Origin of the sequence: Achromobacter xylosoxidans (assembly GCF_002192695.1) — a bacterium.
Classification (GTDB): Bacteria; Pseudomonadota; Gammaproteobacteria; order Burkholderiales; family Burkholderiaceae_B; genus Achromobacter; species Achromobacter xylosoxidans_C.
The window spans coordinates 281014-299280 of record NZ_MTLG01000053.1 but is presented as its reverse complement, the minus strand read 5'-3'; the positions used below and the strand labels follow the sequence as shown (position 1 = coordinate 299280).

Genomic DNA, 18267 nt, shown 5'->3' with positions numbered 1-18267 from the left:
CTGTCATGGCGGCCCGCCTAGGCTTGCGGCCAGTAGCGCTGTTTGACCAGCCGCTTGAGCAGCTTGCCGGTCTCGGTGCGCGGCATGTCGCTGGAAAAATCCACGCTCTTCGGGCACTTGATGGGCGAGATCCGGTCGCGGCAATAGGCGATGAGCTGCTGCGCCAAATCGGGGCTGGCGGCGGCGGGATCGCGCAGTTGCACTACCGCCTTGACCTCTTCGCCGAACTCCGCGTTCGGCACCCCGACCACCGCCACGTCGGCCACCGCGGGATGCGTGCTCAGCAGGTTCTCCGCTTCCTGGGGATAGATGTTGACGCCGCCCGACACGATCATGTTGGAGAGGCGGTCGGTCAGGTACAGATAGCCGTCCTGATCCAGGTAGCCGATGTCGCCATAGGTGGCCCAGCCGCGCGCGTTGTAGGCGCCGCGCGTCTTGTCCGGATCCTTGTGGTATTCGAAGGAGCCGCCGCCGGAAAAATAGATGACCCCGGGTTGGCCGGGGGGCAATTCATTCAGGCCGTCCTCGCTCATGATGTGGGCCTGGCCGAACTCCGGCCGGCCGACCGAGCCGCGATGCGCCAGCCACTCGTCGGAGCCCAGCGAGGTGCGTCCCACCAGTTCCGTCCCGCTGTAGTACTCGTACAAGATCGGCCCCCACCACGCGATCATGGCTTCCTTGACGTCGGCCGGGCACGGCGCGGCCGCGTGCACCGCGTAGCGCAGCGTGGACAGGTCGTGGCGCGCGCGCTCCTCTGGCGGCAGGCGCAGCAGGCGGATGAACATGGTGGGCACCCATTGCGAATGGGTAATGCCATGGGTGGCGATGGCCTCCAGCGCCGCGGCCGCGTCGAATTTTTCCATCATGACGCAGCTGCCGCCCGCCCGCAGCGCCGCCATGTTCCAGCGCACCGGAGCCGCGTGATAGAACGGCGCGGTCGACAGATAGACGGTGCCGCGGTCGAAGGCCTTCCAGGCGCTGCTGGGCGCGTCGCCGACGCGGAAGTAGCGGTTGGCCACCGACAGCGGACGCTTGATGCCCTTGGGCAGTCCGGTGGTGCCCGATGAATACAGGAAGTCCGTGCCTTCCGGGGTTTCAGGCAAGGCCACGTCATCGGCGTAACGGCCGATCCAGTCTTCGTACTGGATCGCGCCGGCGTCCGCGCCGTCCATGCACACGCGCAGCACGCCGCGCGCATCCAGTTCATCCGCGTCCGTTTCGGCCTGCGTATGGCCGGAGTAGAACAGCACCCGCGCGTCGCAGTTCTCGATGATGTAGCGCGCTTCGTCGCGCTTCAGATGGCGGCTGATAGTGGTGTAGTACAGGCCGACGCGGTGCGCGGCCCACAGCAGTTCGAAGAAGCGCGGATGGTTTTCCAGGAACACCGCAACCACGTCGCCGGGTTGCAGGCCAGCGTCCAGCAAGGCCGCCGCGCATTTGCGGCTGCGCAGTTCCAACTCGCGCCAGGTCACCTTGGTGCCGGACGGAATCATGCGATAGGCGATGCCATCGGGCATCTCCCGGGCATGGGCTTCAAGTACAGACATGGTTCACCTCTGGTTTCTCTCAATGCGCCAGGCTGGCCGCGCCATGGCTCAGCACCACCGTGCCGCGCTCGTGGGCCAACGCGCGGAATTGCAGGCGGTCGCCGTCGCGCCAGATCTCCACACGCAACGTCTCGCCCGGGAAGAACGGCGCGGAAAAGCGCGCGGCGATGGCGCCCAGCCGTTGCGGCGCCGAGGGCGCGCAGGCCTGCAGCAAGGCCCGCGCCGCCATGCCGTAGGTGCACAGGCCATGCAGGATGGGCCGGTCGAAGCCGGCTTCGCGCGCCATGTGCGGCAGCGCGTGCACCGGGTTGAGATCGCCGTTCAGGCGATAGAGCAAGGCCTGCTGCGGCAGCGTGGGCAGCAGCACGACCTGATCGGGTTCGCGCTCCGGCGTGGCCGGCAAGGCCTCGGGCGGCTCGTCGCCCTGGCCGAAGCCGCCATCTGCGCGGCAGAACGACACGTGCTCCACCGTGGCCAGCGGCGCGCCGCTGTCGGCGTCCGAAATATCGCGCACGGTCACCACCAGCGCGCCCTTGCTGGCGCCCTTGTCCACTACCCGTGTAACGCGGGTCCGGCTGCGCACCGCGCCGGCCGCGACCAGCGGCGCATGGAAGGTCATGCGATGCTCGCCATGCAGGATCTTGACCCAGTCGATGCCCGTGGCCGGATCGGCGGCCCAGCCATTGGGCGCGCCGATGGTGGCCAGGAAGGTCGGCACCACCGCCGTCCCTTCTTCATGCACGTAGCGCAGTTCGCCTTCGTTGGCCGGATCGCTGCCGTAGCCCAGTCCCAGCGCATAGATCATGCAGTCGCGCGCGCTGTAGCGGTCGACGCGGTCCTCGAATTTCCAGTTGCGCAGGTTTTGATAATCGATTGCCATGGATCATGCCTCCCTGTGCAAGCCGGCGGCGCCTGGCCGCCGGCTTGCGGGTCATTCCGCCTTGATGCCGGCGGCCTTGATGATTTTTTCCCAACGGTCCTTTTCGGACCGGATGAAGCTGTCGAACTCGGCCGGCGTGCCGCCCAGCGGAATGCCGCCCTGCTGCGCCAGCTGCTTCTTCACTTCCTCATCCGCCAGGACCGCGTTGAGCTCCGTGTTCAGGCGCGCGACCACGGCCGGCGGGGTGCGCGCCGCGACCAGCACGCCCAGCCACGCGCCGACGTCCACATCGGGATAGCCTTGCTCGGCCAGCGTCGGCACGTCGGGCAGGATCTGGCTGCGTTCGCGGGTGGTGACCGCCAGCGCCCGCAGCCTGCCCGCCTTGACCAGCGGCGCGACGGTGATCACGTTCTCGACCGTGAAGTCGACCTGGCCCGCGACCAGGTCGTTGGTCGCGGGCGCCGCCCCCTTGTAGGGCACGGTGACCGCGGTGAAGTCCAGGCGGTTCTTCAGCAGCTCGCCGCCCAGGTGCCCGGACGTGCCGATCATGGATACCGCCATCGACAGGCTGCCCTGCTTCTTGCGGGCATAGTCGCGGAACTCGGCCAGCGTCTTAACCGGCGCGTTGGCGTTGACCACCAGCGCGTTCGGCATGGTGATGATGCGGATCACCGGCGCGAAGTCGGACATCGCGTAAGGCAGCTTGCTGTACAGCGTGTAATTGACCGCGTTCGGGCCGCTGCTGCCCATGACCATCGTGTAGCCGTCGGGCTCGGCGCGCAGCAAGCCTTGCATGCCCAGGATGCCGGCCGCGCCGGCCATGTTTTCCACCACCACCGGTTGGCCCAGCCTCTCGGACAGCTTCTTGCCTATTACCCGGCTGGTGATGTCCAGGATTCCGCCCGGCGAGCTGGGCGCGATCAGGCGCAGGGGCTTGTTCGGATAGTCATCGGCCGCGTGCGACACCGGCGGCAAGGTTATTGCGGTCATCAGGCTGGCCAGCACTGCCAGCGTGTATCGCCTGCGTGTGTTCATGTATGTCTCCTGATTGGTCTTGTGTCCGCGGGCTTGTGGCGCCCGCTGTCTCGAATCCGGCGAACGGACCCGTTGCCGCGCGTCAATCCACCTTCATGCCGGTGGCGTCGACCACGCCCTGCCACTTCTTCACTTCGCTCTTGAGGAAGGCCCGCGCCTCGTCCGGACCGCCGGTCAGGGGCCGGGCGTAGATCCGGTCCATGAATTCCTGCACATCGGGCTGCTTGTTGATGTCGGCCACGGCATCGGCCAGCTTCTTCAAAACCGGCGCCGGCACCTTGGCGGGGGCCGCCATGAAGTACACCGCTTCCACGTCATAGCCCTTGAGGCCGGCTTCCTCGATGGTGGGTAGGTCCGGCATCGCCTTCATGCGCTCGCGCCCGGTCACGGCCAGCGCCTTCAGCTTCTTGGACTGCACCAGCGGGATGGCGGTGGAAACGCTGCCGAACATCATGTCCACGGTGCCCGACATCAGGTCCACCTCCGCCGGCGACACGCCCTTGTAGGGCACGTGGGTCATGTCGACCCCGGCCATGACCTTGAACAGCTCGCCCGCCAGGTGAATGGACGAGCCCATGCCGGCCGAGGCGAAGGTCAGCTTGTTGCCGCCGGCCTTGGCCTTGCTGATCAGGTCGTCGACGCCCTGGATGCTGGAGCCGGTCGGCACCACCAGGATGTTGGGCGTGGAGGCCACCATGCCTATGGGCATCAGGTCGCGCTCCCAGTCGTAGGGGTTGCGCTTCATGGCGGCGTTGGCCGCCACATAGTTGGCCGCCATCGCGATGGTGTAGCCGTCGGCCGGGGCCTGCGTCAGCGCCTGGATCGCGATGTTGCCGCCGGCGCCCGGGCGGTTTTCCACGATGAATGTCTGATTGAAACGTTCGCCGAGCTTTTTGGCGTACAGGCGGGCGAGCAAGTCCGTGGCGCCGCCGGGCGCAAAGCCCACGTACACCCGCACCGGCTTGTCCGGATAAGCGTCGGCCCCGCTGGCTGCGCCTGCGGCAGCCAGGCTCAGTACCGCGGCCAACAATCCCTTCAACATTGCCATGAGTCGATCTCCTTCCGTTTTTTTAGAGATATGGGAATGTCGGGCCAACTTATTCCGACATGCCGAACAGTATAACGATGTGCCGATAATAATTGTCAATATTTCCGGTGATGTGTATATTTGTTCGGAACCTCGGAATAAATTCAAACTTGCCAGGCGTATCTCCCGGGATATCGGATTTCGGGCCCAAGGCGCCGGCACATCAGCTACAGAAGGGGAATGGAGATGGACCTGCAACTCACCGGTAAAGTCGCTGTCATCACGGGTTCCGGCCGCGGCATCGGCTATGCGTCGGCATTGGCCCTGGCGCAGGAAGGCGCCCGCATCGTCATTACCGACATCAACCCCGAATCGGTGGAACAGGCAGTCGGCAGCCTGAAGCAGGCCGGCCACGAGGCCATCGGCGCCGTGCTCGACGTCTGCGACGCGGAACAGGTCCAGACCATGGCCGAGCTGGCCGCGCACAAGTTCGGCGGCATCGACATCCTGGTCAACAACGCCGGCTTCACGCGCGACAAGTACCTGCTCAAGATGCCGGTGGAGGACTGGGATTCGGTGGTCGACACCATCCTGAAGGGCGCCTACTACTGCACCAAGGCCGCCCTGCCCTCGATGATGGAAAGGAAGTGGGGCCGCGTCATCAACATCGCTTCGCGCGCGCACTGGGGCAATCCCGGACAGACCAACTACTCGGCCGCCAAGGCCGGCCTGATCGGCTTCACCCGCGCGCTGGCGCTGGAACAGGGCAAGTTCAACATCACCGCCAACGCCATCGCTCCGGGACTGATCGAAACGCCGCTGGTGCGCGGCCTGTCCACCTATGAAACCCTGCGCGCCAATGCGCTGGCGCGCCAGCCGGTGCCGCGCCTGGGCGCGGTCGAGGACATCGCCAACGCGGTGGCCTTCCTGGCCTCTGAACGGTCCTCCTTCATCACGGGCGAACTGCTGCACGTGACCGGCGGCCGCTACGCCTCGTAAAACGCCCCTCCTCTCCGGAATCCGCTCAGCCATGCAAAGCGCAAGCCCTGCCAGCCAGTCCCCGCTTCCCGCCCAGCCGCCGCTGGAAGTCGGCCATCGCTTCGAATCCGCCGGCCGCACCATTACCGAAAGCGACATCGTCAACTTCGCCTGCCTGTCCGGCGACTTCAACCGCCTGCACGTCGACCACGAGTACGCCAGCGCCACGCCCTTCGGCCAGCGCATCGCCCACGGCCTATTGGTGCTGTCCGTGCTGTCCGGGCTGACCACGCAGTCCAGCGGCTACCGGCAGCTGGAACCCTATGTGCTGGCGCTGATCGACATCAACTGCCGTTTTCCCAAGCCCACCTTCATCGGCGACACCATCGTCGTGCGAGTGACTGTGACCGAAAAAACCGGGCAGTACCGGCCCGGCAAGGACAAGGTGGTGTTCCGGCGCGAAGCCGTCAACCAGCGCGGCGAGGTGGTGGTCCAGGCCGACTTCGCCATGGTGCTGCGGTCCATGGAGGGTGCGGCATGAAACCGTTCGCAGACCTGACGCGCTTCGTCAACCCGCGCAACGTGGCGGTGGTCGGGGCCTCCGCCCGCGAGTCCAGCCAGGGGCGCCGCCTGTACGACAACCTGATGCTGCATTCCTCGGTGCCGGGCGAGGTGTACGCGGTCAATCCGGCCTATCAGGAGATCGGTGGCCGGCCCTGCTGGCCCTCCATCAGCGCGTTGCCCGAGGCCGACATCGACGTGGCGCTGATCATGGTCAACGCCTCGCTGGTGCTGGATGCCTTGCGCCAATGCGCGGCGCGCGGAATTCCGTTCGCGGTGGTCATGACCTCGGGCTTTTCGGAGGCGGGCGAGGAAGGCAGGCGCCTGGAGCGCGAGATCGCCGAGCTGTGCGAGGCCACCGGCCTGCATGTCTACGGGCCGAACTGTCCCGGCTTCGTCAATGTCCGCGACCGCCTGGGCATGACCTTCTCGCCCGCCTTCAAGGACGATCTGAACTCCGGCTCCATCGGCTTGGCAACCCAGGGCGGCGGACTTGGCCGCAACCTGTTGCAAGGCCTGTCCCACGGCCAGGGCGTGGGCCTGTGGTTTTCCGCCGGCAACGAGGTCGACCTGGAGATCCCGGACTTCATCGCCCACATGGCGAACGATCCGAAAATCAGCGTGATCGCCTTGCTGATGGAAGGGGTGAAGGATGGCAGACGCCTGACCGCCGCGCTGGAGCTGGCGCGCGCCCGCAACAAGCCGGTGGTGGTGCTGAAGGTCGGCCGCTCCGAAGCCGGCGTGCGCGCCGCGCAATCGCACACGGCGTCGGTGGCCGGCACGGCTGCGGTCAACAGCGCCGTGTTCCGGCAGTTCGGCGCGATCGAAGTGGACGACCTGGATCAGCTGCTGGCGGCCTCGCGCCTGCTGACGCGCATCACGCCCAAGAGCGGCAATGGCCTGTGCATCCATACTTTCTCGGGCGGCACCGCCGCGCTGGCCGCCGACATCGCTGGCGCCGCCGGCCTGCCGATGGCAGTGTTCGCGCCCGAAACCAAGGCCGCCTTGCGCAAGCTGCTGCCGGACTTCGCCAGCATCGACAACCCGGTAGACACCACTGCCGACATCCTGCGCAACCCCGAGGCCTCGGCCGCCTGCCTGCGCGCGATATGCGCCGACCCGGCGGTGGGCACGGTGCTGTTCCCCATCCCCATGGATTACGGTTCGATCACCGACGGCATGGCGCAGGCCATCGCCACGGTGGCGGCCGAAACCGAAACCTTGATCGTGCCGGTCTGGATGAGCCGGCGCCTGGGCGGGGGCTTCCAGCTGCTGGAAACCGCCGGCCTGCTGCCATTCCTGTCGCTGTCGGACGCGATCGCGGCGCTGTCCAAGGCCATACCCTGGAAGCGCCCCGAGCGCGCGGCAGCGGCGCCCGCGCACGCGGATGCCGCCCCCGGCCAGGCCCGCATGCTTAGCGAAGCCGCGGCCAAGGCCATGCTGCGCGCGGCCGGCCTGCCGATACCCGAAGGAGTGGTTGCCGCCAGCGCCGAACAGGCGGCCCATGAGGCCGAGCGCCTGCGCTTTCCCGTGGTGATGAAGGTGGTCAGCGCCCAGATCGCGCACAAGACCGAAGCGGGCGGCGTCAAGCTGGGTATCGCCAGCGCTGGCGCGGCGCGCGCAGCCTATGCCGCCATTCATGAATCGGTCGCGCGCCACCAGCCGGACGCCGTCATCGATGGCATCCTGGTGGAGCGCATGCTGCCGCCGGGCGGCCGCGAAGTGTTGATCGGCGTGCACAGCGATGCGGCCTTCGGCCTGGTGCTGACCTTCGGCCTGGGCGGCATTTTCGTCGAAACCATCCGCGACGTGGCCCACCGCATGGTGCCGCTGTCGCGCGACGATGCACGAGCGCTGCTGCGCGAGATCCGCCATGCCGACGTGCTGGACGGCGTGCGCGGCCAGGCGCCCGCCGATCTCGCGGCGCTGGAGGACCTGGTCCTGCAGGTCTCGGACTTCGCCTGGAGCCACCGCGACGCCTTGCAGGAAATGGAGCTCAATCCGGTCTGGGTCGGCGCCGCTGGGCAAGGCGCGGTGCCGCTGGACGCGCTGATCGGCCTGCGGGCCGATGCGGATCCCGACCTGGGGCTGCGCCAGCCATGAGCGCCGCCGGACTGCTCTTTCCGACTCTATCCGCCTAGGACTCGCATGGACTTCTCACTGGACTCCACCCAGATCGAATTGCGCGATTCGCTGCGCCGCTACCTGACGGCCGAAGTCGCGCCCATCGTCAACCGCTACGAAGCCGAGGCCCGCGTGGTGCCGCAAGACATGGTCCGCGCCATGCGCGACTTCGGCCTCCTGGGCGGAATGCTGCAGGAAAAGGACGGCGGCTACGGCCTGCCGATGACAACCTACGGCATGCTGATAGCCGAGCTGGCGCGCGTCTGGCCGTCGCTGCGCAGCATCGTCAGCACCAGCAATCTCGCGGCCTCGGTCTTGAGCGACGGCGGCTCGCCCTACCTCAAGGAAAGGTACCTGCCGCGCGTCCTGTCGGGCGACGCGATCGCCAGCTTCGCGCTCAGCGAACCCAATATCGGTTCGGACGCGGCCAACGTGGAAACCCGCGCGGTGGAAACGGCGACCGGCTGGCGGGTCAATGGCCGCAAGCTCTACATCAGCCTGGGCACGGTATGCGAGCTGGGCGTGGTGTTCGTGCAGACCCAGCGGCAGAACGGCGAACGCGGCGTATCCTGCCTGCTGTTCGAGCGCGCCATGCCGGGCTTCTCGTCCAGCCCCATCGGCAAGATGGGCATGCTGAGCTGCCCGCTGGGCGAGCTGCTGTTCGAAGACGTGGAGATCCCCGCGGCCAACCTGATCGGCACGGAGGGCAAGGGCTTCGCGCTGGCCAAGAAGTACCTCAACATCGGCCGCTGCGTGGTGGCGTTTTCCGCGCTGGGCATCGCCGAGGCCGCCTATGAGGCGGCGGTAAAATACGCCGGCGACCGGGTCCAGTTCGGCCGCCCCATAGGCGGCTTCCAGCTGGTGCAGCATATGATCGCCGACATGATGACGCTGGTCGAAACCTCGCGCCTGCTGTGCTGGCGCGCCGCCGACGCGCTGGACCGCAACGCCGCCGACAGCCAGATGCTATGTTCGATGGCCAAGCGCCATGCCACCGACGCCGTGCTGCGCGTGGCGGAACTGTCCATGCAGGTGCATGGCGGCGCGGGCTACACCACGCTGTTCCCGGTCGAGCGTCATTACCGCGACGCCCGCCACCTGAGCATTGCCGAAGGCACCAACCAGATCCAGGCCCTACTCATGGCGCAGAGCGTACTAGGCATTTCCGCGTTGAAATGACCGACTACGCCAACGCCCAGGCCGGCTCCCCTATCCACTCCGACATCCTATGCCGCAAATCCTCCCTACCGCACAGCGCGTGCTGCAAGTCTTCGAAGTCTATGCGCGGGAACGCCGTCCCCTGACGAATTCGGAAATGGCGCGCTTCCTCGATCTGGCCGACAGCAGCTGCTCGGACCTGCTCTACACGCTGCGTCAGGCAGGCTATCTGCTGCGCACGCCCAAGTCGCGCTACTTCCATCCGACGGGCAGGCTGCTCGACGTGGCCCAGGGCATCTCGGCGGCCGACCCGCTGCAGTCCTTCGCGTCCGAAGCGCTGGAAATCCTGACGCGCCAGTCCGGCGAATCGTCGATGTGCGGCCTGCTGGACGGCAACAAGGTGAAGATCTACGCCAGCCAGGAAAGCCCGCGCGCCCTGCGCTACGTGGTGCAGCCCGGCACCACCTTCGACCTGCAGGTCGCGGCGCTGGGCAAGGCGCTGCTGGGCGAGATGGACGCGGCGGAGCGCAATGCGCTGATCGACTCGCTGCCGTACGAGCACGTCACGGCCAGCAGCATCACCGACCCCGCCACCTTGCGCGCCCAGATCGAATCGCAGTCGGCCAAGCACTATTTCAACAGCCGCGACGAAGGCAATGAAGGCGTGTCGGCGGTCGGCATCGCGGGGCGCGTGGGAGGCCAGCTGACGGCTCTGTCCATCGTCGGCCCGACCCATCGCATGGACGCCAATATGGAGAAGTACATCCAGATCATCCTGGACGCGCGCGCCGAATTCTTCGAATCCTGAGAACCCGACACATCATGGAGTGACGATAGACATGGCTGGTCCCCTGAACGGATTGACGGTGGTGGAAATGGCCGGCATCGGGCCCGGCCCCTTCTGCGCCATGATGTTGGCGGACATGGGCGCGGACGTGATCCGCATCGACCGGCTGACGCCCGGATTCCTGGGCGGCGGCGGCACCATCATCGACCGCGGCCGCCGCACGATCGCGCTGGACCTCAAGCAGCCCGGCGCCACCGACATCGTGCTGCGGCTGCTGGACCGGGCGGATGCCTTGCTGGAAGGCTTCCGCCCGGGCGTGATGGAAAGGCTGGGCCTGGGGCCGGACGAGTGCCTGGCGCGCAATCCACGCCTGGTGTACGGGCGCATGACCGGCTGGGGCCAGGACGGCCCGCTGGCGCAGGCGGCCGGCCATGACCTGAACTACATCGCCATCACCGGCGCGCTGCACGCCATGGGGCATGCCGAACTGCCGCCAGCGCCGCCGCTGCATCTGGTCGGCGACATGGGCGGCGGCGCCATGATGCTGGCCTTCGGCGTGCTTTGCGGCCTGCTCGAGGCCGGCCGCACGGGCCAGGGCCAGGTGGTGGACGCGGCGATCTGCGACGGCGCGTCCCTGCTGGCCAGCGCTTATCACGGCAAGCTGCAGGATGGCGGCTGGGTCAACCAGCGCCAATCCAACATGCTGGACGGTGGCGCCCATTTCTACGGCTGCTATGCCTGCGCGGACGGCAAGTACGTCTCCATCGGCGCGATCGAGCCGCAGTTCTACCGCCTGCTGCTGGAGCGCTGCGGCATCGACGACCCGGACTTCCAGCAGCAATGGGAGCGCGCGCAATGGCCGCAGCTGCGCGCCAAGCTGGCGGGCATCATCGCCGGCCGGACCCGCGAGCAATGGTGCGCGCTGCTCGAAGGCACGGACGCCTGCTTCGCGCCGGTGCTGGACTTCGAGGAAGCGCCGCGACACCCCCACCATGTGGCGCGCGGCAGCTTCATGGAGACCGGCGGCATCGTGCATCCCGCCCCCGCGCCGCGGCTTTCGCGCACGCCGGGACAGGCCCGCGCAGTGCCCGCGCCCGGCGCGCACACGGAAGAATTGCTGGCGGAACTGGGCCTGGCGCAAGCCGAGATCCAGGCCCTGCGCGAGCGCGGCGCCATCGCCTGAGCGTTCGCGGCAGCTAGCGGCCCGGTCCGCATGGCGCGGGCCGGCCATCCTGAAAGGCAGACATGGAGACCGATCCGATGCAAGTCATCTCTAGCGAGTTCAAGACCCTGCTCTATGCCGTGGAGGGCGGCGTCGCCACCATCACGCTGAACCGCCCCGCCCAGCGCAATGCGCTGGACATGGCCATGCGCGAAGAACTGGCCCATCTGGTGGGCGAGATCCGACGCGACCGCGGCGTGCGCGTCGTGATCCTGGCAGGCGCCGGCGGCGCCTTCTGCTCGGGCGGCGACATCTCCACCATGGGCTCCGGCGGCTCCGCCGAGGAAGCGCGCGAGCGCATGGCCAGCCTGCTGCTGACGATAGAAGGCCTGATCACGCTGGACCGGCCGGTGATCGCGGCGGTCGATGGCCCAGCCTATGGCGCCGGGCTGGGCCTGGCCCTGACCGCCGACCTGATCCTGGCGTCGCCGCGGGCGCGCTTCTGCCTGTCCTTCCTGCGGCTGGGGGCCATCCCCGATTGCGCCACCATGTACACCCTGCCGCGCATGGTGGGCCTGCAACGCGCCAAGGAACTGGCCTTCTCCACCCGCGAATTCCAGGCGCAGGAAGCCCGCGACATGGGCATCGTGTTCGAGATCCAGCCGCAAGAGGCGATCCACGAGCGCGCGCGGCAGATCGCGCTGTCCATGGCCGAACTGCCCATGGCGGCGCTGGCGATCACCAAGCGCGGCTTCAACGCCTCGCTCAACAGCGACCTGAACGCGATGCTGGACCTGGAAGCCGCCGGCCAGGGCGTGGCGCGCTCCACCGACTATCACCGCGAGGCGGCCGGCCGCTTTCTTGACAAGGTGGCGCAACGCTTCCAGTGGCCGGCAGCCGGCCTCTAAGCCTGGGCCCGCGCGCTTGCCCGCCGCGCCAGCGTGCAGTAGTACTCGGCCGCCGGCGTCAGCGGCAGGCCGGCGCGCTGCACGATACATACCGGCGGCGCGGGCAGCGGTTCCTTGACGCGGATTTCCTGGAACACGCCTTGCAGCAGCGGATACCGCAGCCATTGCACCGGCAGCATCATCAACAGGTCGGAATGGGTCAGGGCCGTGATGAAGGTCAGCGCGGACTGGGCCTTCAGGGCCAGGTGCGGCGGCGGCAGGCCATGCTTGTCGAACAGCGGGCCCAGCTCCTCTTCGGCCTTGTGCGTGATGGAGGTGGTGATCCATTGCGCCCCCGCCAGGTCGCGCAGGGAGCGGGCGCGCGCCAGCGGATGGCCCTTGCGGCCGATGATCACGCGCGTGTTGTCGAATAGCTTTTCCACCTGTAGTTCGCCTGGCGTGCGCGCGGGCACCGGCCCGATATAAAAGTCCACGGTGCCGTCCAGCAGGGACGCTTCGACCAGCGGGTAGACCCCGTCGATGATCTCCAGATGGGTATCCGGGTAGCGCGCCCGGAACTCGCGCAGCACTTCGGCGAACAAGCCCAGATGCGGCGCGGTCGACATGCACAGCGTGACGCGTCCGCGGGACTCGCCATTCAATTGGCCGATCTCGTCGCGCGCGCGCTGCATCTCATGGCGTATGGCGTTGGCCCGCCTGAGGAATACGGCGCCCATGGGGGTCAGGCGCACGCCCTTGGCATGCCGTTCGAACAGGACGCACCCCAGTTCTTTCTCGAGTTCGCGGATGCTGCGGGAGATGGCCGGCTGCGGCGCGTCCAGATGGCGGGCCGCAGCCCTGACGCCGCCGCGTTCGGCCACGGCCAGGAAATCCCGCAAGGTATTCAGCTTCATGGAAGTGAATCAAATTTGATATCGGTAAGCTGATTCTGCCATCTTTCAGCATCGGCGGCATAGGCCTAGGATGCGTCCAAAGCCTGCAGCGTAAGCAGGCAACCGAGGAGACCGAAGGTGGAAAAGCGAGCCTCGCCCCGCGTGCTGATCGTGGGCGCCGGACCGGCCGGACTGAGTCTGGCGATCGAACTGGGGCACAGGAAGATTCCGTGCCTGCTCATCGAGCGCAACGACCGCGTGGGATACGCGCCGCGCGCCAAGACGACCAATGTGCGCACGCGCGAACACCTGCGCCGCTGGGGCATCGCCGACCGCTTGCGCGCGGCATCGCCGCTGGGCGCCTACTACCCCTCCAACGTGGTGTTCTGCACCCGCCTGGCCGGCTTCGAACTCGCGCGGCACGAGAACGCCATGTACTGCGCGCCCGGCCGCAATCCGCTGTACTCGGAACACGCGCAGTGGATACCGCAATACACCGTCGAAGAAGTCTTGCGCGCCCATGCTGCTACCCTGCCCGATGTGGAGATCCGGTTCCGCTCCGAACTGCTGGACCTGGCGCAGGATGCCGGCGGCGTGCGCGCCCGCTTGCGCGATCTGGCGCAAGGCCGCGACATCGAGCTGGACGTGGACTATCTGGTGGGCGCCGACGGCGCGCGTTCCCTGGTGCGGGACCTGATCGGCACGCGCATGGAAGGCAGCCATGACCTGTCCCGCAACTACAACATCGTGTTCCGCGCCCCCGGACTGGCCCAGGCCCATCGGCACGGCCCCGCCATCATGTACTGGCAGATCAACGGCGACGCGCCCAGCCTGATCGGCCCGATGGACAGCGGCGACACCTGGTTCTTCATGCCCACTCACGTGGACCCGCAGCAGCGCGCCAGCGACATCGACGCGCGCGCCATGATCGCCCGCGCCACCGGCATCGACCTGCCTTACGAGGTGCTCAGCAGCGACGAGTGGACCGCCAGCAAGCTTCTGGGCGACCGCTACCGGCAGGGGCGCGTCTTCCTGGTGGGCGATGCCTGCCATCTGCACCCGCCCTTCGGCGGCTACGGCATGAACATGGGCGTGGCCGACAGCGTGGACCTGGGCTGGAAGCTGGCCGCCGCGCTGCAAGGCTGGGGCGGCCCCGCCCTCATCGACAGCTATGAGCGGGAACGCCGGCCGGTGCACCAGTGGGTGCTGGACGAAGCCGAGCACAACCATTCGATTCTCGGCAATCACTTGCTGGCCGATCATCTGGAAGAGGCCGGCGCGGCGGGCGAGCGGGCGCGCCAGGAAGCCGGCGCGCGCATCCGGGCGGCAAAGATGCGCGAGTTCGCCACCCTGGGCGTAGTGCTGGGCTATCAGTACGCGGATTCCCCCGTCATCGTGCCCGACGGCAGCCCCGCACCGGCCCGGGACTTCATCAACTACGTCCCTACGTCCCGTCCTGGCGCCCTGGCCCCGCATGCCTGGCTGCATGACGGCAGTTCGCTGTACGACCATTTCGGCCCGGGATTCACCTTGCTGGCCTTGCCCGCGGCAGCCGCCCGCGACGTCGAGGCCGCCGTCTCCGCGGCGCGGACGGCGGGCGTGCCCTTGACGCTGATCCGTCCGGAAGAAGGCGGCGTGGCCAACCTCTACCCCGCCCCGCTCACTCTGATCCGGCCCGATCAGCACGTCGCCTGGCGCGGCGCCGGCTGGCCGGATACCGACCTGTACGCCCGGGTGACGGGGCGCCACTGACATCGAGACTGGCAGCGCTGCCCCGCGCCGCCGCAATCCCAGCCTAGCGAGATCCGCCACCAAGGCGGACGACAGGAGACCTACCATGATCCGCAATGAAGATCTGGCGCAAGCCGAACAGGCCGTCGCCGGCTTTCGCAACCGCGTCCTGCCCTTGCTGTTCGCAGGATATCTGCTCAACTTCCTGGACCGCACCAACATCAGCTATGCGCAGCTGCAGATGGGCGCGGACCTGGGCATTTCCCTGGCGGCCTACGGGTTCGGCGCGGGGCTGTTCTTCATCGGCTACGCCAGCGTATGCGTGCCCGCCAACCTGGCGCTGCAACGCTTTGGCGTCAGGCGCTGGCTGGCCTGCATGTTCCTGGCCTGGGGCCTGGTCTCCTGCCTGATGGCCGCGCTGCATGGCGAAAAATCGTTCTACGCGCTGCGCTTCCTGCTGGGCGTGACGGAAGGCGGCTTCATTCCCGCCGTGAATTTCTACATCGCGTCCTGGATTCCGCCCCGCTACCGCAGCCGCATCAATTCGATCTTCATCATGGCGCTGCCGCTGGCCATGATCTTCGGCGGGCCGCTGGCGGGCGCGCTGCTGAAGATCGACGCCGGCATGCCGGGCTGGCGCTGGCTGTTCCTGATCGAAGGCCTGCCGACCATGCTGCTGGGCCTGCTGATCCTGCGCTACCTGCCTGGCACGCCGCAGGAAGCCAGTTGGCTCAGCGAAGGCCAGCGTCAGGGCTTGCGCGCCCTCATGGAACACGAGGCCCCCGCCCGCACGGCCGGCCCCACTGCTTCCTGGGCGCACGGATTCGCCGTCTTCCGCCAGCCCATGCTGTGGGGCCTGCTGCTGATTCTGCTGGCTGCCTACGCCGCGACCTTCGCCCTGGCGTACTTTCTTCCCACGATTCTCAAGCAGCTGTACGGCATCACGCCGCTGGAAATCGGCGCGCTGCTGATGATTCCCAACGTCGTGGCGCTGGTGTTCAGCTATGTGGTCGGACGCAGCAGCGAACGCACCGGCGACATCCGCTGGCACCTGGCGGCCGTCTGCCTGGTGGGCGCTGCCGGCTTCCTGATGCTGCACGGCGCGGCGACGGTGTCCCTGGCGGCATTCCTGGCCGTGGTGTCCATCATCACCGGCTACACCATCGCGTATTACGGTCCGCTCAATGCCGCCGTGCAGAACTACATCGGCGCCAGCGCCGGCCCGCTGGCACTGGTGACGACCATCGGCTCGCTGGGCGGCTTCTTCGGCCCGACCCTGACCGGCGCGGTCATGCAGGCCAGCGGCGGCGAATGGGAACTCGCGGCCCAGGTGTTCGCCCTGGCGACGCTGGCGAGCGCGGGCCTGGCGATCCTGTGCGTGCGCAACCGGCGCGCGGCGCCGGCCGCGCAAGCAGCGGCCTCCGGCACCTGAAATCAACACAACCCACATAGCGAGTCAGACATGAGCACGAATACTCAAGCAAAGATCGCCGTCATCACCGGCGGCGCAAGCGGAATCGGCCAGGAATGCGCGCGCCAGCTGCGCGCCGAAGGTTGGCAAGTCGTGGTGTGGGACCGGACCGCCGCGGACGGAGCCGTGGCCGTCGACGTTGCCGACTACGCCAGCGTGGCCCGCGCGGCGGCGCGGCTGGACGGCGTGGACCTGCTGATCAACGCCGCCGGCATCGCGGGCAGCCGTGCCCCGGTCGCGGAAAAGGATCCTGCGGAATGGGCCCAGGTCCTGGCGGTGAACCTCAACGGCACCTTCCATTGCGCGCATGCGCTGTATCCGGCGCTACGCGCCCGCGGCGGCGTCATCGTCAACATCGCCTCGGTCGCCGGCATGGTCATGATGAAGGGCCGCGCCCACTACGCCGTGTCGAAGGCCGGCGTGGCGACGCTGACCCGGTCGCTGGCCAACGAATGGGCCGGGGATGGCATCCGCGTCATCGCGGTGGCGCCCGGCTACGTCAAGACGCCGCTGATCCAGCATTCGATCGATGCGGGCGAACTGGACGAGGCCCGGCTCGCGGCCATGCATCCGATGAACCGCCTGGCGACCACCCAGGAAATCGCGGCGTCGATCATCGCGTTGAGCAGGCCGCCGTTCCTGTTCATGACCGGCTCGGTCGTCACCATCGATGGCGGCATGACACTGGGCAAATAGTCAGGGGTATCGCGCGAAAGCAACAGATTGTCCCTAAATTTTCCGACAACCCCCTTTTCTTGAAATAAACCGTCACATATTACGATTACTTTCAATCCATAATCTACGCAAGAAAATGCCACCGGCGTAGGGGGCCCGCTCTTGCGATGAAAGTCCTTTCCATATTCGGGACGCGTCCCGAAGCGATCAAGATGGCGCCCCTGGTGTCCGCGCTGCAAGGCGAACCCCGGATCCAGAGCGTCGTCTGCGTGACGGGCCAGCATCGCGAGATGCTGGATCAGGTGATGGCCCTGTTCGATCTGCGGGCGCAGCACGACCTGGACATCATGGTGCCCAACCAGACGCTCAACGGCCTCTATGCGCGGCTGATCAGCCGGGTCGACAGCGTGCTGGAAGCTGAGCAACCGGATTGCGTGCTGGTCCATGGCGACACCAGCACCGCATCGGCCTGCGCACTGGCCTCTTTTCATCGCCGCGCGCGCATCGGCCACGTCGAAGCGGGCCTGCGCACCGGCGACCTGAGCAAGCCCTTCCCCGAGGAAATGAACCGCCGCGTGGTCGACGCGATAGGCGACTGGCTGTTCGCGCCCACGGCGCAATCGCGCGCCAACCTGCTGCGCGAAGACCTCTCGGGGCGTATCACGATCACGGGCAATACCGTGATCGACGCGCTCGCCATGACCTGCGCCAAGCTCGCGCCCGATGGCACGCTCGCGCAGCAGCTGTCGGCTCGCTATGGCTGGCTGGATCCGCAGCGCCGCCTGCTGCTGGTCACCGGGCACCGGCGCGAGAGCTTCGGCGAGGGCTTCCGGCACATCTGCGCCGCCCTGGCCGAACTGGCGCGGCGCGAGGACCTGCAGATCTCTACCCCGTGCACCTGAATCCGCAGGTGCGCAACGTGGTGATGGCGCAGCTGGACGGCCTGTCGCGCGTGCATCTGATCGCCCCGCTGGATTACCTGGACTTCGTCTGGTTCATGCAGCGCGCCTACCTGATCCTGACCGACTCGGGCGGCGTGCAGGAGGAAGCGCCCTACCTGGGCAAGCCGGTGCTGGTGATGCGCGACGTCACCGAGCGCCCGGAAGCCGTGCAGGCCGGCACCGTGACGCTGGTCGGCACCGACACGCAGCGCATCCTGGCCGAAGTGAACCGCCTGCTCGACAACCCGGAACTGCACGCCTCGTTCTCGCGCCGCATCAATCCCTATGGCGACGGCCTCGCCAGCCAGCGCATCGTCGACGCGCTTTGCGGCCGCGCCGTATCCGAGTTTGCGCCTCAAGCACCGGCCGCGGCCCGCTAGCCGCCCCATGCCCCTCACCACCGGAGCCCT

The 18267-nt window shown here is 67.5% G+C and carries 15 protein-coding genes and 1 pseudogene; 11 read left to right on the top strand and 5 right to left on the bottom strand.

What is annotated here, in order from left to right; translation table 11 throughout:
* Window positions 1–17: 17 nt before the first annotated feature.
* The 4 genes from BRO63_RS07810 to BRO63_RS07795 form a co-directional block, all read right to left on the bottom strand.
* The gene (locus BRO63_RS07810) at window positions 18–1547 is read right to left on the bottom strand and encodes an AMP-binding protein (protein WP_088139167.1); all 1530 of its coding nucleotides are present in this window, start codon (window positions 1545–1547) and stop codon (window positions 18–20) included.
* Between the two features lie 19 nt (window positions 1548–1566).
* Entirely contained in the window at window positions 1567–2427 is an 861-nt protein-coding gene (locus BRO63_RS07805; protein WP_088139166.1) for a MaoC family dehydratase, read from the bottom strand.
* A 51-nt stretch (window positions 2428–2478) separates the two neighbouring features.
* Window positions 2479–3462 (bottom strand): Bug family tripartite tricarboxylate transporter substrate binding protein, encoded by a 984-nt coding sequence (locus BRO63_RS07800; protein ID WP_088139165.1) that lies wholly within the window; start codon window positions 3460–3462, stop codon window positions 2479–2481.
* An 82-nt stretch (window positions 3463–3544) separates the two neighbouring features.
* On the bottom strand, window positions 3545–4510 hold the full coding sequence (locus tag BRO63_RS07795) for a tripartite tricarboxylate transporter substrate binding protein (RefSeq protein ID WP_088139164.1): 966 nt from the start codon (window positions 4508–4510) through the stop codon (window positions 3545–3547).
* Window positions 4511–4735: 225 nt separating this feature from the next.
* Between BRO63_RS07795 and fabG the strand changes: the two genes are divergently transcribed.
* The 7 genes from fabG to BRO63_RS07760 all read left to right on the top strand — a co-directional run bounded on the left by fabG (window position 4736) and on the right by BRO63_RS07760 (window position 12167).
* On the top strand, window positions 4736–5488 hold the full coding sequence (gene fabG / locus BRO63_RS07790) for a 3-oxoacyl-ACP reductase FabG (RefSeq protein WP_088139203.1): 753 nt from the start codon (window positions 4736–4738) through the stop codon (window positions 5486–5488).
* A gap of 31 nt (window positions 5489–5519) precedes the next feature.
* Complete coding sequence (locus tag BRO63_RS07785; protein ID WP_088139163.1) at window positions 5520–6008, top strand: MaoC/PaaZ C-terminal domain-containing protein; 489 nt, start codon at window positions 5520–5522, stop codon at window positions 6006–6008.
* Window positions 6005–8131 carry an acetate--CoA ligase family protein gene (locus tag BRO63_RS07780; RefSeq protein WP_088139162.1) on the top strand — a complete coding sequence of 709 codons (2127 nt, stop codon included), beginning with the start codon at window positions 6005–6007 and terminating at the stop codon, window positions 8129–8131. Before BRO63_RS07785 ends, BRO63_RS07780 begins: the two co-directional genes overlap by 4 nt.
* A 45-nt stretch (window positions 8132–8176) precedes the next feature.
* Window positions 8177–9331, top strand: a complete 1155-nt coding sequence (locus BRO63_RS07775) for an acyl-CoA dehydrogenase family protein (protein WP_088139161.1) — start codon at window positions 8177–8179, stop codon at window positions 9329–9331.
* A 49-nt stretch (window positions 9332–9380) separates the two neighbouring features.
* Window positions 9381–10118 carry an IclR family transcriptional regulator gene (locus tag BRO63_RS07770; RefSeq protein ID WP_088139160.1) on the top strand — a complete coding sequence of 246 codons (738 nt, stop codon included), beginning with the start codon at window positions 9381–9383 and terminating at the stop codon, window positions 10116–10118.
* 31 nt (window positions 10119–10149) lie between these two features.
* Window positions 10150–11280: a CaiB/BaiF CoA transferase family protein gene (locus BRO63_RS07765; protein WP_088139159.1), complete on the top strand. Its 1131-nt coding sequence runs from the start codon at window positions 10150–10152 to the stop codon at window positions 11278–11280.
* Between the two features lie 62 nt (window positions 11281–11342).
* Complete coding sequence (locus BRO63_RS07760; RefSeq protein WP_088139158.1) at window positions 11343–12167, top strand: enoyl-CoA hydratase/isomerase family protein; 825 nt, start codon at window positions 11343–11345, stop codon at window positions 12165–12167.
* Here BRO63_RS07760 and BRO63_RS07755 read toward each other — a convergent pair.
* On the bottom strand, window positions 12164–13060 hold the full coding sequence (locus tag BRO63_RS07755) for a LysR family transcriptional regulator (RefSeq protein ID WP_088139157.1): 897 nt from the start codon (window positions 13058–13060) through the stop codon (window positions 12164–12166). The genes BRO63_RS07760 and BRO63_RS07755 overlap by 4 nt on opposite strands.
* Before the next feature lie 117 nt (window positions 13061–13177).
* Between BRO63_RS07755 and BRO63_RS07750 the strand changes: the two genes are divergently transcribed.
* The 4 genes and pseudogenes from BRO63_RS07750 (at window position 13178) to wecB (ending at window position 18237) form a co-directional block, all read left to right on the top strand.
* Window positions 13178–14791 (top strand): FAD-dependent monooxygenase, encoded by a 1614-nt coding sequence (locus BRO63_RS07750; RefSeq protein ID WP_088139156.1) that lies wholly within the window; start codon window positions 13178–13180, stop codon window positions 14789–14791.
* Between the two features lie 85 nt (window positions 14792–14876).
* Window positions 14877–16202 carry an MFS transporter gene (locus BRO63_RS07745; RefSeq protein ID WP_088139155.1) on the top strand — a complete coding sequence of 442 codons (1326 nt, stop codon included), beginning with the start codon at window positions 14877–14879 and terminating at the stop codon, window positions 16200–16202.
* 30 nt (window positions 16203–16232) lie between these two features.
* Window positions 16233–16937, top strand: a complete 705-nt coding sequence (locus BRO63_RS07740) for an SDR family NAD(P)-dependent oxidoreductase (RefSeq protein WP_088139154.1) — start codon at window positions 16233–16235, stop codon at window positions 16935–16937.
* A 146-nt stretch (window positions 16938–17083) separates the two neighbouring features.
* Window positions 17084–18237 (top strand): annotated as a pseudogene (gene wecB / locus BRO63_RS07735) (non-hydrolyzing UDP-N-acetylglucosamine 2-epimerase).
* Window positions 18238–18267 lie beyond the last annotated feature (30 nt).

What these genes read in the sequence shown, in the direction of transcription:
- BRO63_RS07740 (WP_088139154.1), top strand. Translation starts at nt 16,233, where the DNA reads ATGAGCACGAATACTCAAGCAAAGATCGCCGTCATCACCGGCGGCGCA.
- BRO63_RS07810 (WP_088139167.1), bottom strand. Translation starts at nt 1,547, where the DNA reads ATGTCTGTACTTGAAGCCCATGCCCGGGAGATGCCCGATGGCATCGCC.
- BRO63_RS07755 (WP_088139157.1), bottom strand. Translation starts at nt 13,060, where the DNA reads ATGAAGCTGAATACCTTGCGGGATTTCCTGGCCGTGGCCGAACGCGGC.
- BRO63_RS07800 (WP_088139165.1), bottom strand. Translation starts at nt 3,462, where the DNA reads ATGAACACACGCAGGCGATACACGCTGGCAGTGCTGGCCAGCCTGATG.
- BRO63_RS07745 (WP_088139155.1), top strand. Translation starts at nt 14,877, where the DNA reads ATGATCCGCAATGAAGATCTGGCGCAAGCCGAACAGGCCGTCGCCGGC.
- BRO63_RS07760 (WP_088139158.1), top strand. Translation starts at nt 11,343, where the DNA reads ATGGAGACCGATCCGATGCAAGTCATCTCTAGCGAGTTCAAGACCCTG.
- BRO63_RS07785 (WP_088139163.1), top strand. Translation starts at nt 5,520, where the DNA reads ATGCAAAGCGCAAGCCCTGCCAGCCAGTCCCCGCTTCCCGCCCAGCCG.
- BRO63_RS07795 (WP_088139164.1), bottom strand. Translation starts at nt 4,510, where the DNA reads ATGGCAATGTTGAAGGGATTGTTGGCCGCGGTACTGAGCCTGGCTGCC.
- fabG (WP_088139203.1), top strand. Translation starts at nt 4,736, where the DNA reads ATGGACCTGCAACTCACCGGTAAAGTCGCTGTCATCACGGGTTCCGGC.
- BRO63_RS07765 (WP_088139159.1), top strand. Translation starts at nt 10,150, where the DNA reads ATGGCTGGTCCCCTGAACGGATTGACGGTGGTGGAAATGGCCGGCATC.
- BRO63_RS07770 (WP_088139160.1), top strand. Translation starts at nt 9,381, where the DNA reads ATGCCGCAAATCCTCCCTACCGCACAGCGCGTGCTGCAAGTCTTCGAA.
- BRO63_RS07805 (WP_088139166.1), bottom strand. Translation starts at nt 2,427, where the DNA reads ATGGCAATCGATTATCAAAACCTGCGCAACTGGAAATTCGAGGACCGC.
- BRO63_RS07780 (WP_088139162.1), top strand. Translation starts at nt 6,005, where the DNA reads ATGAAACCGTTCGCAGACCTGACGCGCTTCGTCAACCCGCGCAACGTG.
- BRO63_RS07775 (WP_088139161.1), top strand. Translation starts at nt 8,177, where the DNA reads ATGGACTTCTCACTGGACTCCACCCAGATCGAATTGCGCGATTCGCTG.